The sequence below is a fragment of the Loktanella sp. F6476L genome, assembly GCF_023015725.1.
In the GTDB taxonomy this organism is placed as follows: Bacteria; Pseudomonadota; Alphaproteobacteria; order Rhodobacterales; family Rhodobacteraceae; genus Yoonia.
Window position 1 is genome coordinate 139783 of the sequence record NZ_JALKAR010000003.1, and the last position, 16004, is coordinate 155786.

The following is a 16004-nucleotide window of genomic DNA, read 5'->3' on the forward strand; positions in this document are numbered from 1 at the left end:
GAATTGATACGCGCTGTTCGCGCCAATCTCAAACGCGAAACAAGGCAAAAAACGACGCAAAACCGCTTTATTTTGCTTGGGTTTGGGCCAGTCTCACTATGTGACACCAACCATCCCATTTTGGGTCATTTTTGTCCAAATAATGAAACCAAAAACGCTTGATTACGGCGCAATGGCCTGCCAGCGTACCCCAAACGGAGGACGACATGCGCAACACGGTTGATCATTGGGAAGAACGGGTTGATTTGGCGGCGGCGTTTCGCTGGACGGCCCGATTGAACATGCATGAAGGGGTGGCGAACCATTTCTCGCTGGCGATCAATGACGATGGCACGCGGTTTCTGATGAACCCAAATCAGGTGCATTTCAGCCGCGTCAAAGCGTCCGATATGATCGTGGTGGACGCCAATGATCCCGACACGTTGAAAGGGCCCGATGCGCCCGATCCAACGGCGTGGGGATTGCATGGCGGTATTCATCGGTTGGTCCCGCATGCGCGCTGCGCGATGCATGTGCATTCCACGTTCGCCACGGTGTTGGCGTCATTGCAGGACAGCCGCCTACCGCCGATTGACCAGAACTGCTGCACCTTCTTCAATCGGTACGTGATCGACGATGGTTATGGTGGCTTGGCGTTTGAGGATGAAGGCGAACGCTGCGCGGCGCAGTTCAGCGATCCGAAGAAAAAGGTCATGATCATGGGCAATCACGGGGTGTTGGTGATCGGCGATACGGTCGCGGATACCTTCAACCGGATGTTCTATTTCGAACGGTCCTGCGAAACCTACATTCGGGCGCTGCAAACGGGCCAGCCCCTACGCGTGCTGCCCGACGACATCGCCGAAAAAACCGCGCTTGAATTGGAAAGCTATCCTGAGCAAGATCAACGACATCTGGCCGAACTGAAGGCCATCTTGGATGAAGAAGGGTCGCCCTATGCGAGCTAGCAGCGTGCTTGACGACAAAAAGCAGTGGAAAAGCACGCGACGCTTGGCGCCGAGGGGGTGAAAGGGTTTTTCCCTTTTTCCTGACCCCAAACCCAAGGCGACCCCATGACAATTTACGGCACCACTGACGAACACACGATGATTGCGGAGACTGTGCGCAGCTTCGTCGAAAACGAAATCTACCCGCATGAAGAACTGGTCGAACGCACCGGCCACGTGCCCACCGAGATCGCGCAAGAGATCAAACGCAAGACGATCGAACTGGGCTTTTACGCCTGCAATTTCCCCGAAAGTGTCGGGTGTGCCGGCCTGAACCATCTAGAATTTGCGCTGGTCGAACGGGAACTGGGACGCGGGTCGATGGCGCTGAACCATTTCTTTGGCAGACCACAAAACATCCTGATGGCGTGTGAAGGTGATCAGGTCGAAAAATACCTGATGCCTGCGGTGCGCGGCGAAAAGATGGACGCACTTGCCATGACCGAACCGGGGGCCGGATCGGACGTGCGCGGGATGAAATGCAGCGCTGTTCGTGACGGCGGCGATTGGGTCGTGAACGGGACGAAGCATTTTATTTCCGGCGCTGAACATGCCGATTTCATCATCGTCTTCATCGCGACGGGCGAAGACCAGACCCCGCGCGGCCCTAAGAAACGGATCACAGCGTTTCTGGTGGATCGCGGCACACCCGGTTTTACGATCCGCGACGGATACAAATCGGTGTCGCACCGCGGTTACCAGAACATGATCCTAGAATTCGATGATTGCCGCCTGCCTGACGCACAGGTCTTGGGCGAGGTCGATGGCGGGTTCGAGGTGATGAACACATGGCTTTATGCCACGCGGATCACAGTCGCGACGATGTCTGTGGGTCGCGCACGTCGCGTATTCGACTACGCGTTGAACTACGCCGCTGAGCGCGAACAATTCGGCCAGAAGATTGGGAAGTTTCAAGGCGTCAGTTTCCAGCTTGCAGACATGATCACAGAGATTGATGCGGCTGATCTGCTCACGCTCGCGTCGGCGGATCGTTTGGACAAAGGCCTGCCCGCGAACCGCGAAATTGCATCGGCGAAACTGTACGCGTCTGAAATGTTATCGCGTGTGACTGATGCCGCGATCCAAGTTCACGGCGGTATGGGGTTGATGGATGATTACCCGCTCGAACGGTTCTGGCGTGATGCCCGCGTGGAGCGGATTTGGGACGGGACGTCGGAAATTCAACGCCATATCATTAGTCGCGATTTGCTGCGGGCCTTGGGCGCGTGATGTGTTTCGACTTGGCGCGCCAAGCCGACAAGTACGAGGGGCCAGCCCCTCGCGCTCCCCGGGATATTTATGGCCAAAAGAAAAGGGGGACGGCGGATGTCGAGTGATTTACAACGGCTTTTGAAACCGAAGTCGCTGGCCGTAATTGGCGGTGGCGCATGGGGTGAAGCGGTTGTGAAACAGGCGCAGGCCTTTGGGTTCGCCGGTCAGATATGGCCGATCCATCCGGTGAAACCCGAAGTTGCCGGTTTACCCGCATATCAAGGTGTGCCGGATTTACCTGCCGCACCTGACGCCGCCTTTATCGGCATAAATCGCGATGCAACGATTGGTGCGGCAGAGCGGTTATCGAAGGCGCAAGCGGGCGGCGTGGTTTGTTTCGCGTCCGGATTTGCCGAAGCGCAAGCCGAGGATGGTCTTGCCGGCGACGCCCAGACCCGATTGTTGCATGCGGCAGGCGACATGCCGATCCTTGGCCCCAATTGTTATGGCTTTATCAACGCTTTGGATGGCGCAATCATCTGGCCCGACCAGCACGGGTTATCGCGTGTGGATCGTGGTGTCGCGATCCTGACCCAATCATCGAACATCGCGATCAATCTGACGTTTCAGGCCCGTAACCTGCCCATTGCGATGATGATCACGTGTGGAAACATGGCGCAGGTATCGCAGGCGGCGATCATGGATGCATTGTTAGACGACGACAGGGTCACGGCGATTGGCGTGCATGTCGAGGGTTTCACCGACCTCACAGGATGGGAAGCGGTCGCGCACAAGGCGCATGCCCGTGATATTCCGATTGTCGCAATCAAGGCGGGCCGATCAGAAGCCGCCCGGGCGGCCACGCAATCACACACTGCGTCATTAGCAGGTGAGGATACGAGTGCCGACGCTTTGCTATCTTTCCTTGGCATTGGCCGTGTGAATGCGTTGCCCGAGTTTCTAGAGGCCTTGAAGCTAGGCCATGTTTGCGGCCGCTTAGACAGCAAACAGGTGGCGTCGATCAGTTGTTCGGGGGGCGAGGCATCGCTGGCTGCTGATCTGGGGCAGGCGTACGGGTTGACGTTTCCGGCGTTGACCGCTGCGCAAACAGCAACGCTTCGCGATGTTCTTGGCCCAAAAGTCGCGCTGGCGAACCCGCTGGATTACCACACTTATATTTGGCGCGACACGGCTGCCATGACAGCCGCGTGGTCTGCGATGGTTGATCCTGCTGTTGCCCTGACGATGACCGTCGTGGATGTCCCTGATCCTGCCCGTGCTGACCCGACGGACTGGGATTGCGCGGTTGATGCAGCAATCTGCGCGCAAGAACAGGGCGGACCTGTTGCGATGGTGTCGTCACTGCCAGAAACGATGCCGATAGCCGTAGCCGAGCGATTGCTGGCCCACAACGTGGCACCACTACAGGGATTGGCAGAGGCGATGGCAGCTGCCGCCGCTTTGACCCGTCAAGCCCCATGTGAGGGATTGCTGACTGGCACCACGTACGATCAACATATTGATCACGGCGAACGTGCCGCGAAAGAGATGCTGCGCAGTCACGGCCTGAATGTCCCGCGCAATGCGTTGGAAACGGATCCAGACCAGATCGCAGCGCTCAATTTTCCGGTTGTCGTAAAGGCGGACCGGATAGCACATAAGACAGAGGCGAATGCCGTTATTTTGAATGTGCGCACGGCTGATGACGCGACTGCGGCGCTGGCGACGTTGCCGCCCAGCGGCGGGCACAACTTTGTCGAAGAAATGGCCCAAGGCGGCATTGTCGAACTATTGATCGCCGCGACGCATGATCCGGCACACGGGATTATGTTGACGATTGGGGCGGGCGGCACTTTGGCCGAGCTGTGGCAGGACACCCAGCATCTGATGTTGCCTGCGACGCACGAACAGATTGATGTTGCCTTAGGTAAGTTGCGGATCGCGCCGTTGATTGACGGATATCGCGGCAAGCCTGCAGCGGATCGCGCCGCCATTATTGACCAGATCCTGAAACTGCAGGCTTGCGTCGCCATGCAGACCGACGGCTTTGTCGAAATCGAAATCAATCCGCTGATTTGCACGCCGACCGAGGCTGTGATCGCGGACGCGCTGTGGCGCCAAACTTATCCGGAGTAACCGATGACCAACCCAATCAAAACGCGCCGCGAAGGTGGCATTCTGGAAATCACGCTGGACCGCCCAAAGGCGAATGCCATTGATCTTGCGACATCGCGAATCATGGGGGATGTGTTCGCAGATTTTCGCGACGATCCAGACCTGCGTGTCGCGATTATTACTGGCGCGGGGGAAAAGTTCTTTTGCCCCGGTTGGGATTTAAAAGCCGCCAGCGAAGGTGACGCCGTCGATGGCGACTACGGTGTCGGCGGGTTTGGCGGATTGCAGGAACTGCGCGGGATGAACAAACCGGTGATCGCCGCAGTGAACGGCATTTGTTGCGGGGGCGGGTTAGAGCTTGCGCTGTCTGCCGATGTTATTCTGGCCGCTGATCACGCCACCTTTGCCTTACCCGAAATCCGGTCTGGTACCGTGGCGGATGCCGCGTCGATCAAGCTGCCGAAACGCATCCCTTATCATATCGCGATGGAACTGCTGCTAACGGGGCGATGGTTCGACACGTCAGAAGCGATGGGTTGGGGGTTGGTGAACCACACCTATCCTGCCGCTGATCTGATGGATCAAGCATGGGACATGGCCCGCCTGATCGCGTCCGGTCCGCCGTTGGTTTATGCCGCGATCAAAGAGGTTGTGCGGGATGCGGAAGATTCCAAATTCCAAGACGCCATGAACCGGATCACGCAGCGGCAATTGGCCAGCGTTGATGTGCTTTATTCCAGCGAAGACCAGCTTGAAGGCGCAAAAGCCTTTGCCGAAAAACGCGATCCGGTTTGGAAGGGACGCTAAACGGTGCGAAAGATGATCAAACGGGCCATGTCATCAACGTGATCTTCTGATGCGCGGTCGTCATAGATTCGGATGTCTTTGAAGCTTAGGTCGGTGATGCGGTTGTGAATGTCGTCCAACATCGCGGCAAAACCTGCGCTTTCGAAATGTTCCGCGTTGACCGCAATCACAAAAAGGGCACCCTGTTCGGCGACATCTAATAGGCCCACGATCCCTTCGGGGCCGACATGCCCGAGGGTGAAGGTGCCAGCACTAACGATCCCGATGTAGCGTTGTTGCGTCGGCAGTGGTTGCAGGATGTTCGCTTCGATCAGGTCCCGGTAATGACCCTTTGTGGCCGCGACCGCCAACATTTCAGCGGACAAATCAACACCATCAATGGTGACGTCGCCAAGTGCGGCCAGTTGTTCGCCAACAAGCCCCGTTCCGGCACCAACGTCCAGCACAGGTCCAACGCCTTCCGCCCCGAAAAATGCAAGCGCCACTTCACGTGGGATTTGGTAGCCTTGGCTAACGCTGAACCCAATGTCGTAGCTGACAGCCCAATCGCGATACAATTCCTTCACCGCTTCGGCAGAGGTCAGGGCGTATGCGTCTTTGACAATCGGCGGTTTGCTCATCCTGAAATGCTAGCACGGACTTGCGCATCTGTCTTGTCTGTATCACCACAGGTGCCATGACAAAGACATTGCTTTCATTTGGACACGGGTATTCGGCGCAGGCACTGGGGCGGCTTTTGCTGCCGCGCGACTGGCGCATCATCGGCACAACACGGTCAGAGGACAAGGCCGCTGCGTTTATGCAAGACGGGATTGAACCGCGCATCTGGCCTGGCGCGGACATGATCCCCGCCCTCGATGCGGCGACGCACCTTTTGATTTCAGCTGCCCCCGGTGAAAACGGTGACCCGGTGCTGGCCGAATTGCGGGATGAAATCGGCAAACGCGCCGATCAATTCGCGTGGGTCGGCTACCTGTCCACCACCGGCGTTTACGGCGACCACCAAGGCGATTGGGTCGATGAAAGCGCGGCCCTGACCCCAGCCACCAAACGTGGCATCGCGCGTGTGAAAGCGGAAGCTGCGTGGTCAGAGATTGACGGGCTACCGCTGCATATTTTCCGGCTCGCTGGTATTTATGGGCCCGGACGTGGTCCGTTTTCGAAGGTCCGCAATGGGACTGCGCGGCGCATTATCAAACCCGGACAGGTGTTTAGCCGAACTCATGTCGCTGACATCGCCCGTATTCTTGACGCTTCAATTCAACGTCCCAATCCGGGAGCAGCCTACAACGTCTGTGACAATGACCCTGCCCCGCCCGAAGACGTGATCGCCTACGCAGCCGAACTGCTTGGGTTGCCCGTGCCAGAGGCCGAGGATTTTGAAACGGCTGAAATGACCCCGATGGCCCGCAGTTTTTATGCCGAAAGCAAAAAGGTGCGGAACGACCGGATCAAAGATGAATTGGGTGTTGATCTGCTTTACCCCGACTACAAATCAGGACTTAAGGCGCTGTTTGCACAGGAAATGTCCGGCGGATAAGCCAAGCTACCGCAGCAAAAACAAGCAACATAACCAACGCGACCGCAAAGTTTGATCCGTAAAAAACCGCCCTGCCGTTTAGTGCCAGATCGTTCAGGAATGGGTAGGGCAAACCGCTTGTCACCGCACCGACCGGACTATCGTTCATTGGACCAACTACCAATTCGGCCCACGCGATGTAGGCTGCGATCACCCCAAAGAGCCACGCCAATGGTGCGGTCAGTTTCCTGTAGCTGCGATGCACAAACAGCGTGTCAGCGATCTGCAACGCGGGGCCAAGGCCGTGCAGATACATTTCGAGGTAGATCTGCCCGAGTTCGCCGTCGCGGGTGACAGACGCAGGGTCCGCGAAAAACAGCCGCCAATACAAGAAAACGACCATCGCGTTGATCACAGCGGTCATACACACAAAGCCATCCCAGCGCCGCGTGCTGCGTCCTTCTTCCAACGCCATCATCCGACTTGCGGCAAAGAACGAACAGAACAGCGCCCAGATCGTCAAATAGCGGAACGGGCCGCCAAATTCGGAAAAATCGCCAAAGAATAAGGTGCGCAAGCAATAGAACGCGGCCAAAAGAAACACGATCCACCGGAAAATGCGCCGTTTGTTCATCATATCTTTGGGTCCTCCTGGGACCAGTCAAACGTGGAAAACCATTTCGGTCCAGCAAGACATGGCGTCACCATTGCCGCCTTGCGCATTTAGCTTGTCCGACCCATATGAAACCGAGACTTTATTAAGGGCCGCGGCATGTCATTTCGTCAACAAACATCTGATTTTCTCGACCGCCAACCCGTTAAGAACGCAATCATCGTCGTCATCTTGTTCAATGCGGTGATCTTGGGACTGGAAACGTCGACGACGGTCATGGCGCAGGCTGGTTCCGTGATCCGTTTCCTCGACTTGCTGTGTTTGACCATCTTTACCGTGGAAATCGCAGCCAAGCTGTTCGCGCAAGGCCCACGGTTTTTCCGCAATGGTTGGAACCTGTTCGATTTTGCTGTTGTCGGCATATCGCTTGTGCCCGTCACGCAAGGCGCATCCGTTCTGCGCGCGCTTCGCGTGCTGCGTGTCCTGCGCGTGCTGTCCGTCGCGCCTTCGCTGCGCCGCGTTGTTGAAGGATTTGTGACCGCCCTGCCCGGCATGGGATCAGTGTTTTTGCTGATGGGCATCATTTTCTACATCGGCGCGGTCATAGCCACAAAGCTATTTGGCGCTGCCTTCCCAGATTGGTTCGGCAATCTCGCACTGTCCGCCTACACTTTGTTCCAGATCATGACGTTGGAAAGCTGGTCGATGGGCATCGTGCGCCCCGTGATGGAGGTTTATCCGACCGCGTGGGCGTTCTTTGTCCCGTTCATCCTGATCACAACCTTCGCCGTTGTGAACCTGCTGGTCGGTCTGATCGTGAATTCCATGCAAGATGCGCACGCTGAAGAAGGAAACGCCGCGACGGATGCTTACAGAGACGAAGTCATGGCAAAACTTATCGCGATTGAACGGCGTCTGGATGCAAACAACCGTTAGGTCGTGCGCCGCCCCCTTCTTTTGGTCGTAAATACCTTGGGGGTTTGGGGGCTAGCCCCCAAGACATCCGCGAAATACCCGTGTCAGGCACGTTTCTCGATCGTTGCGACGCCCATCACCTCGAGCACTTTGGCTTCGATGTCAGCCGCATTCAATCCGGCCACGTCGTACATCGTGCGCGGGTTCGCTTGGTCGATGAAAATATCGGGCAGCACCATCGACCGGAACTTCAAGCCGTGATCGAACACGCCTTCGTCAGCCAGCAATTGCGCCACATGTGACCCGAAGCCGCCAACAGCGCCTTCTTCCACCGTTATCAAGGCGTCGTGGTCTTCTGCCAGTTTCAGGATCATATCGCGGTCGAGCGGTTTGGCGAATCGCGCGTCCGCAATCGTCGGCATAATACCTTTCGCGCCCAGCGCTTCGCAAGCGGCTTCGACTTCTTGCAGGCGGGTCCCGAAAGACAGGATCGCGACCTTGGACCCTTCGCGGATCATGCGACCTTTGCCGATCTCCAAGACTTGCGCGTCTGCCGGAATATCAACGCCCACACCTTCACCGCGTGGGAAACGGAATGCGATTGGGCCTTCGTCGTGGGCCGCGGCGGTCGCAACCATATGCACCAGTTCCGCCTCGTCAGCCGCCGCCATCACAACAAATCCGGGCAGGTTTGCAAGGAAGGCGACGTCGAACGCCCCTGCGTGTGTCGCGCCATCCGCACCAACAAGCCCTGCGCGATCAATCGCAAAACGCACAGGCAAGCGTTGGATCGCAACATCGTGGACAACTTGATCGTAACCGCGTTGCAAGAACGTGGAATAGAGCGCGCAGAACGGACGCATCCCGCCCGCAGCGAGGCCTGCCGCAAAGGTCACTGCATGCTGTTCAGCGATACCGACGTCAAAGCAACGGCTCGCGTAACGTTCCATGAATTTGTTCAGACCTGTGCCGTCAGGCATCGCCGCAGTCACCGCACAAATCTTCGTATCGGTCGCTGCGTGTTTCAGCAGGCTTTCCGCAAAAACAGAGGTGTAAGACGGCGCATTTGACGGCGCTTTTTTCTGCTCGCCGGTCACGACGTTGAACTTGCCTGTGGCGTGTCCTTTATCACGGGCGGCTTCTGCCGGTGCGAACCCTTTGCCCTTTTTGGTGATCGCGTGGATCAGCACCGGACCCGTCGCGCGGTCCTTCACTGTACGCAAAACAGCCAACAACTGGTCCATATCGTGCCCGTCAATCGGACCTATGTAGGAAAAGCCCAACTGTTCGAACAGGGTCCCACCCACGGTCATATGTTTGACCATATCCTTGGCGCGCTTGGCGCCTTCGCGGAACGGTTCCGGCAGGAAGGACACCGCGCCCTTGGCCGCGGCTTTCAGTTCCTGAAACGGTTCGCCTGCGTAAAGCTGGGACAGGTAGGTCGACATCGCCCCAACAGGCGGTGCAATCGACATTTCGTTATCGTTCAAAATCACGATAAGGCGCTTACCCAAGTGGCCCGCGTTGTTCATCGCCTCGTAGGCCATACCCGCAGAAATCGATCCATCACCGATGATCGCGATTGCGTCCCCACCTTCACCACCCAGATCGCGGGCGACCGAAAAGCCCAAAGCCGCAGAGATCGACGTACTGGAATGCGCAGCGCCAAAGCAGTCATATTCGCTTTCGGACCGCTTCGTGAAACCGGACAATCCGCCTTCCATCCGCAAGGTCCGGATACGGTCACGCCGACCTGTCAGGATTTTGTGCGGATAACATTGGTGGGACACGTCCCAGATGATTTTATCCTTCGGCGCATCAAACACCGCATGCAGCGCAACCGTCAGTTCAACCACGCCAAGCCCAGCGCCCAGATGCCCGCCCGTCACAGACACCGCCGAAATCGTCTCTTCACGCACGTCATCCGCCAACTGCCGCAACTGCGCGTCAGACAGGGATTTCATATCCGCAGGCACAGTCACTTGATCAAGGATCGGGGTTGTTGGACGGTCAGCCATTTGTCGGCTCCTACTTATCGCGAGTAATCACATAGCGGGCAGCATCCCGCAGCGTTTCCGCATCATTCCCATACGGTGATAGTGCATCACAGGCCTCGTCTACCAGCACCTTTGCCCGACGTTTTGCCGCATCCAAGCCGAGAAGCGAAACAAAGGTGGCCTTGCCCGCATCCTGATCCTTGCCGACGGCCTTCCCAACCGTGGCAGCATCCCCTTCGACGTCCAGAATGTCGTCCGCAATTTGAAAAGCGAGCCCGAGTGCATCGCCATATGCCTGCAACGCTGCCGTATCCGCCTGCGCCATACGCGGGCCTGCCATGGCAGACCACGTGATAAGCGCACCAGTTTTACCTGCCTGCAACGTCGTGATTTCATCAAGCGTCAATGGTGACGGCGCGGTTTCCGCAGCGATATCCAGCGCCTGCCCACCGACCATGCCGCGTACACCCGCAGCAATGGCTAGCGACGTCATCAAGTCGACACGCGGGGCCGCATCCATCGGCGCGTTACCGATCAGTTCAAACGCCAGCGATTGCAACGCATCACCCGCCAATACGGCGGTCGCTTCGTCCCATTTTACATGAACAGTCGGTAGACCACGACGCAATGCATCGTCGTCCATACAAGGCATATCGTCATGTATCAGCGAATAACTGTGCAGACATTCAATCGCGGCAGCAACGTGGTCAGCGGCGGTTTCCTGATGCAGACGCGCACCTTCGCACACCAGAAATCCGCGCAAACCTTTGCCACCACCAACAGCATAACGCATCGCGTCAGCAACTGGCAGGTCAACATCGAGCAGGGCCGCATCAACGATCGCAGCGACGCGTTTCTGCGCATCCTGTAGCGCCGCCTTAAGCATCCAGCGGCGCAGTCCCGTTTGGCGTGCCACCTTCACCAAGGGTAATCTTCGCGACCTTTTCTTCGGCCTCTTTCAGCTTCGCCTCACACCGCGCTTTCAAAGCAGCACCGCGTTCATACAATGCAATCGACTGATCCAAAGCCACATCACCGCGTTCCAGCTGGCCAACAACGGTTTCCAGTTCTTTCATCGCGTCTTCAAAACTCATCTGATCAACAGCGTCTGTCATCTGCTTGCTTCCTCTAAAACACCGACATGCGCGGCAACACTGGCGCCAAGGGCATCCAAATCGTAACCGCCTTCAAGCGCGGATACCACGCGCCCCGCGCAATGCAAATCCGCAAGCGCGCAAATCCGGCGGGTGATCCTCGCGAAGTCTTCGGTCTTCAACATCATGCCGGCCAACGGATCGTCATGATGCGCATCAAATCCGGCAGACACGAGGATCAATTCGGGCTGAAATGCATCCACGCGTGGAAACACGATATCATCCCATGCCTTACGAAAAGCAGCAGACCCTGTGCCATCTGGCAAGGGCACGTTCAACACATTCCCAACGCCTGTCTCGTGGGCAGCCCCGGTGCCAGGGTAAAGCGGCGATTGGTGGCTAGAGCAAAACAATATCCGGGGATCATCCTCGACCAAATCTTGCGTCCCATTACCGTGGTGCACGTCGAAATCGAGGATCGCGACGCGTTTCAGCCCGTGATGGTCCAACGCGTGCTTGGCAGCAATTGCGACGCTGCCAAAGAAACAGAACCCCATCGCGGTTTCACGTTCTGCGTGATGGCCCGGCGGGCGGACGGCGGCAAAGGCGTTCCCAACTTCACCGCCTAACACCATATCCACGGCCTTCACGACGCCACCGGCTGCACGATACGCAGCTGCCAGAGTACCTACGGACATATGCGTGTCCGCGTCCAACGACCGCCATCCTTCTGCAGGCGCGGCCGCCTTGATAGACGCCACATGAGATTTCGGATGAGCGCGCAAAATGTCATCATCTGCAGCAAGCGGGGCGGTGACCTGCTGCACATCCAACGGCTCAAGCGCTGTCAAAACAGCATCCAGCCGCGCAACTTGTTCCGGATGACCAGGCGGTGTTACATGATCAAAACAATCCTTGTGTGTAATCACAACGGTCGCCATCAATTCGCCCTTCTTTTGGTCATAAATATCTCCCCCGGAGGGTCCGCCGTGGCAACATGTGCCTACGTCGCCCTGCGGACGACAACAGTGATGCAGCCACAACTAAACTAATCACTTGCGGCGTAGCCGCACAATGGGATCAAGCTTGGTAGATTAGGATTGGTCAGGGGCCAACATGTATCCGGCACCACGCACAGTTTGCAGATAGCGGGGTTGCTTGGGGTCTTCTTCAATCTTGCGACGCAGCCTTGTGATCTGAACATCAACCGCCCGTTCTTGGGTTTGCCCGCCGGAACGGCTTAACTCTTCCACAAGCTTCGCCCGTGTCACAGGTTCGCTTGGCACACCCGAAAAAATCCGCATCAGCTGGCTTTCCGTGGATGTCAGTCGCACCAGTTCTTCGCCCCGCCACATCTCTCCGCGTTCAATGTCATACCGCACTGGACCCAAGTTCAGCACCTTCGGGGTTGCCACCACAGGTTCGGCCGCAGGCACACGGCGCAGGATTGCGTTAATCCGTAGCAGCAGTTCTTTGGGTTCAAACGGTTTGGCCAGATAATCATCGGCCCCCGCTTCCAGCCCTGTGATCCGGTCGTCCGTTTCGCCCTTAGCGGTCAGCAACAAGATCGGCGTGGTCATCTGTGTCCGCAGATCGCGGCATAGCGACAGACCGTCTTCACCCGGCATCATGACGTCCAGCACGATCAAATCAAATTCGAGCCCGCTGAGGATACGTCGTGCGTGGGCCGCATCTTTGGCGCTGCTGACCAAAAAGCCGCTGCGCATCAGAAATTTCTGCAAAAGACCCCGAATACGTTCGTCGTCATCAACAATCAGCAGGTGGGCGTCGTCTGCATTCATTCCGCTTTGTCCTTCAGCGCGTCGTAGTGGCGACGCATTTCTTCGTCCATCATGGCTTCCAGCACTTGCCGGAACCCCGCAACAGCCACAGGACCAGCCGCACGATAAGCCGCGCGCATCCGGTCCCGCTGGGCGTCAGATAAGGCACGTTCCAACGCCGTACCCGTTTCCGTCAAATACAAATGACGTTCCCGCTTATCTTTTGTCCCAACTGTGTTGAGCACCAAACCGTCTTCGACCAATGTACGCAACACACGATTAAGCGATTGTTTTGTAACGCCAAGGATCGCAAGCAGGTTATTGACCGTCGTTCCGGGGCTGCGATGAATGAAATGTACGGCACGATGATGGGCACGACCATAGCCTCGTTCGGATAGGATACGATCCGGATCAGCGGTAAATCCGCGATAGGCAAAGAACATTGCCTCGGTTCCTTTGCGCAGCTGTTCATCCGTTAGGAACAGCAGGCTTTGACCCGTCGTCGATTGACCGCTTTGTGTCATGGCTTCCTCCACCTGGCTCGTTCAGAATACGTCAGCTTTGTTGACATTCCAAGAATCAACTGTTAGCGATTTTGAGAAATTGCGCAACATTAAGTCCATTTCGGACATGTCCGCGCAACAAATGCAAATCGGGAGGCCGCAATGGCAGCTGCATATGACGATCGCGACGGCAAAATCTGGTTCGACGGAAAGCTTGTGGAATGGCGTGACGCCAACGTCCACATTCTGACCCACGCAATGCATTATGCGTCGTCTGTCTTTGAAGGTGAGCGTTGTTATTCTGGCAAAATCTTCAAATCACGTGAACATTCTGAACGCCTGATCAAGTCCGGCCAGCTCATCGATTTTGACATTCCTTACACAGTGGATGAAATCGAAGCAGCCAAGCAGGCCGCCCTTGACGCCAACGGTTTGAAAGACGCGTATGTACGTCCAGTTGCATGGCGCGGATCCGGCACCGATATGGGTGTCGCGGCTGCCGCCAACCCTGTCCACCTTGCCGTGGCCGTTTGGGAATGGGGCAATTACTACGGTGACGCGAAAACCAAAGGTGCCAAGCTCGATATTGCAAAATGGAAGCGTCCGTCGCCGGAAACCGCACCATCCCAAGCGAAAGCTGCTGGTCTTTACATGATCGCCACCATGTCCAAACACGCTGCAGAGGCCAAAGGGTGTTCTGACGCGATGATGTTTGACTACAAAGGCGACGTTGCCGAAGCTACGGGCGCGAACATCTTCTTCGTGAAAGACGGCGAAGTGCACACGCCGGACGCATCCGCATTCCTGAACGGCATCACCCGTCAGACTGTTATCGGCATGCTGCGCGACAAAGGCATCACAGTTGTAGAACGCACCATCAAACCAGCAGAACTGGAAGGGTTCGAACAATGCTGGCTGACAGGCACTGCCGCTGAGGTGACCCCAGTTGGTCAAATCGGCGACTACAACTTTGAAGTTGGCGCCATGGCGCAAGAAATCGCATCGGACTACGAAAAACTGGTTCGCATGTAATCAGATCGGGGCGCTTCGGCGCCCCTTTTTATCGACATTTAGCTGTCGGACTTGCGTCCCAAATAACTAAGGACTAACGCGATGGTCGCAGGCACCGTCTGTACAAACAGGATGCTAGGCGACGCGGTCGCAGCCCCGAACAATCCCGCAGCCGCCACAAAAAGCAAAAAACATGTCGCGACATTTGCCGACCAGTACCGATCCTTGATCAACAACGACCACACCAGACCAACAGCAAGAAACGCATTATAGATGCCCTGATTGCCCGCCAGAACGATTGTCTGTTCGAACAGCTCTTCCGGAAAAGTCGTAAAGATTTTGGGGCCACGTGTGGTCCACGCGAAGATTTCAAACCATGCGATATAAAAATGCAGCGCAGCGATTGCCGCAATGAAGACCATCGAAATTTTTCGCATGTGTTTTCCTTTTGCGGCAGCCCGTTTCAAGACTGTAGCAGATCAGCGCGTCGTTGGCCGTTGAAAATCACGCGCCCTTGCCTCACTTCCCGCCAATTGATCCCATCGCCTTGCGTGCTTGTGCCCTTTGCAGACCCAACGTCCGTTCACGCCAGATGATCAAAACACCCGCTGAGATAACAATCGCAGCGCCCAGCAGCATTGTCGCTGTGGGAACTTCGTCAAAGATGAAATACCCGATGCCGAGCGCTAACAGCATGGATGTATAGTCAAAGGGCGCAACCAAAGACGCGTCAGCGTAGCGATAGCTTGATGTTAGAAAAATCTGACCGATCCCGCCGAACAGTCCTGCACAAATCAACAAGGCCGCCGCTGACCAGCCGGGCCATGCCCAGCCCCAAGGAATCGTGAACAACGACAGGATGCTTGATGTGACTGTGAACCAGAACACGATCGCTGCCGTACCTTCAGTCGCGACCAGTTTGCGCACAAATACCTGCGCGAGTGCCGCCAGAACCGCCCCCATAAAGACCACTAATGCGCCCAGCGTTTCGGACACACCCAGCGCCGCTGACAAGCGCGGTGATAGCACGATCAAAACCCCGACCATGCCCAAAGCGACGGTGGACAACCGGAATATCCCGACCTTTTCGTCCAGAAACATCGCGGCAAAGACAACCACCAGCAGGGGGGCTGCGTAGCCAATCGCCGTGACTTCAGGCAGCGGCAGCAAGCCTAGACCGGTGAACCCAAGCCCCATAGCGCCCGTCCCGATCAATCCGCGCCAGAAATGGCCCAAGGGGTTATTGGTTTTCCACCCGTCCCGCAATTCATGCCGCATCGCGAGCCAGCCAAAGATAATCGGCAGCGCAAAGAACGACCGGAAAAAGACGGCTTGGCCGGGCGGTACACTGTCAGCGGTCGCCTTGATCAGGCTGGCCATACAGACAAACATACAGACAGAAATTACCTTGAGCGCGATACCATGAACAGGTTGCATTGGCGGCCCCTTTC

Annotated in this window: 17 protein-coding genes; 7 read left to right on the forward strand and 10 right to left on the reverse strand. The window is 56.7% G+C overall.

Translation table 11 applies throughout. The features are described from left to right. The first annotated feature begins 206 nt into the window (after positions 1-206). The 4 genes from MWU61_RS08525 to MWU61_RS08540 all read left to right on the forward strand — a co-directional run bounded on the left by MWU61_RS08525 (position 207) and on the right by MWU61_RS08540 (position 5120). Entirely contained in the window at positions 207-947 is a 741-nt protein-coding gene (locus MWU61_RS08525; protein ID WP_247127889.1) for a class II aldolase and adducin N-terminal domain-containing protein, read from the forward strand. A 105-nt stretch (positions 948-1052) separates the two neighbouring features. Then, a complete protein-coding gene (locus tag MWU61_RS08530; protein WP_247127890.1) occupies positions 1053-2216 on the forward strand; it encodes an acyl-CoA dehydrogenase family protein in 1164 nt (387 codons plus the stop codon). Positions 2217-2312: 96 nt separating this feature from the next. Further along, positions 2313-4334: an acetate--CoA ligase family protein gene (locus MWU61_RS08535; protein ID WP_247127891.1), complete on the forward strand. Its 2022-nt coding sequence runs from the start codon at positions 2313-2315 to the stop codon at positions 4332-4334. 3 nt (positions 4335-4337) lie between these two features. Then, positions 4338-5120: a carnitinyl-CoA dehydratase gene (locus tag MWU61_RS08540; RefSeq protein WP_247127892.1), complete on the forward strand. Its 783-nt coding sequence runs from the start codon at positions 4338-4340 to the stop codon at positions 5118-5120. Here the strand turns inward: MWU61_RS08540 and MWU61_RS08545 are convergent. After that, a complete protein-coding gene (locus MWU61_RS08545; RefSeq protein ID WP_247127893.1) occupies positions 5117-5740 on the reverse strand; it encodes a methyltransferase domain-containing protein in 624 nt (207 codons plus the stop codon). The genes MWU61_RS08540 and MWU61_RS08545 overlap by 4 nt on opposite strands. Before the next feature lie 56 nt (positions 5741-5796). Here MWU61_RS08545 and MWU61_RS08550 point away from each other — a divergent pair, with 56 nt between their 5' ends. Beyond that, positions 5797-6660 (forward strand): SDR family oxidoreductase, encoded by an 864-nt coding sequence (locus MWU61_RS08550; protein WP_247127894.1) that lies wholly within the window; start codon positions 5797-5799, stop codon positions 6658-6660. Here MWU61_RS08550 and MWU61_RS08555 read toward each other — a convergent pair. Next, entirely contained in the window at positions 6623-7276 is a 654-nt protein-coding gene (locus tag MWU61_RS08555; RefSeq protein ID WP_247127895.1) for an androgen-induced gene 1 family protein, read from the reverse strand. The two genes, MWU61_RS08550 and MWU61_RS08555, sit on opposite strands and share 38 nt — an antisense overlap. Before the next feature lie 135 nt (positions 7277-7411). On the opposite strand from MWU61_RS08555, the gene MWU61_RS08560 reads away from it, so the two are divergent. Beyond that, positions 7412-8188: an ion transporter gene (locus MWU61_RS08560; protein WP_247127896.1), complete on the forward strand. Its 777-nt coding sequence runs from the start codon at positions 7412-7414 to the stop codon at positions 8186-8188. Positions 8189-8271: 83 nt separating this feature from the next. On the opposite strand, the gene dxs is transcribed toward MWU61_RS08560, so the two are convergent. The 6 genes from dxs to MWU61_RS08590 all read right to left on the reverse strand — a co-directional run bounded on the left by dxs (position 8272) and on the right by MWU61_RS08590 (position 13563). Continuing rightward, positions 8272-10185 (reverse strand): 1-deoxy-D-xylulose-5-phosphate synthase, encoded by a 1914-nt coding sequence (dxs, locus tag MWU61_RS08565; protein WP_247127897.1) that lies wholly within the window; start codon positions 10183-10185, stop codon positions 8272-8274. Positions 10186-10195: 10 nt separating this feature from the next. Beyond that, complete coding sequence (locus MWU61_RS08570) at positions 10196-11050, reverse strand: polyprenyl synthetase family protein (protein ID WP_247128125.1); 855 nt, start codon at positions 11048-11050, stop codon at positions 10196-10198. Continuing rightward, positions 11043-11279, reverse strand: a complete 237-nt coding sequence (locus MWU61_RS08575) for an exodeoxyribonuclease VII small subunit (protein ID WP_247127898.1) — start codon at positions 11277-11279, stop codon at positions 11043-11045. Before MWU61_RS08575 ends, MWU61_RS08570 begins: the two co-directional genes overlap by 8 nt. After that, complete coding sequence (locus tag MWU61_RS08580; RefSeq protein WP_247127899.1) at positions 11276-12199, reverse strand: histone deacetylase family protein; 924 nt, start codon at positions 12197-12199, stop codon at positions 11276-11278. Before MWU61_RS08580 ends, MWU61_RS08575 begins: the two co-directional genes overlap by 4 nt. Positions 12200-12352: 153 nt before the next feature. Next, a complete protein-coding gene (locus MWU61_RS08585) occupies positions 12353-13060 on the reverse strand; it encodes a response regulator (protein ID WP_247127900.1) in 708 nt (235 codons plus the stop codon). Continuing rightward, positions 13057-13563, reverse strand: coding sequence for a MarR family transcriptional regulator (locus MWU61_RS08590; RefSeq protein WP_247127901.1), 507 nt, complete (start codon positions 13561-13563; stop codon positions 13057-13059). Before MWU61_RS08590 ends, MWU61_RS08585 begins: the two co-directional genes overlap by 4 nt. A 141-nt stretch (positions 13564-13704) precedes the next feature. On the opposite strand from MWU61_RS08590, the gene MWU61_RS08595 reads away from it, so the two are divergent. Then, positions 13705-14574: a branched-chain amino acid aminotransferase gene (locus tag MWU61_RS08595; protein ID WP_247127902.1), complete on the forward strand. Its 870-nt coding sequence runs from the start codon at positions 13705-13707 to the stop codon at positions 14572-14574. Between the two features lie 38 nt (positions 14575-14612). Here MWU61_RS08595 and MWU61_RS08600 read toward each other — a convergent pair whose 3' ends face one another. Both MWU61_RS08600 and MWU61_RS08605 read right to left on the reverse strand, forming a co-directional pair. Then, entirely contained in the window at positions 14613-14990 is a 378-nt protein-coding gene (locus tag MWU61_RS08600) for a DUF1304 domain-containing protein (protein ID WP_247127903.1), read from the reverse strand. An 82-nt stretch (positions 14991-15072) separates the two neighbouring features. Next, positions 15073-15990 carry a DMT family transporter gene (locus MWU61_RS08605; RefSeq protein ID WP_247127904.1) on the reverse strand — a complete coding sequence of 306 codons (918 nt, stop codon included), beginning with the start codon at positions 15988-15990 and terminating at the stop codon, positions 15073-15075. Positions 15991-16004 lie beyond the last annotated feature (14 nt).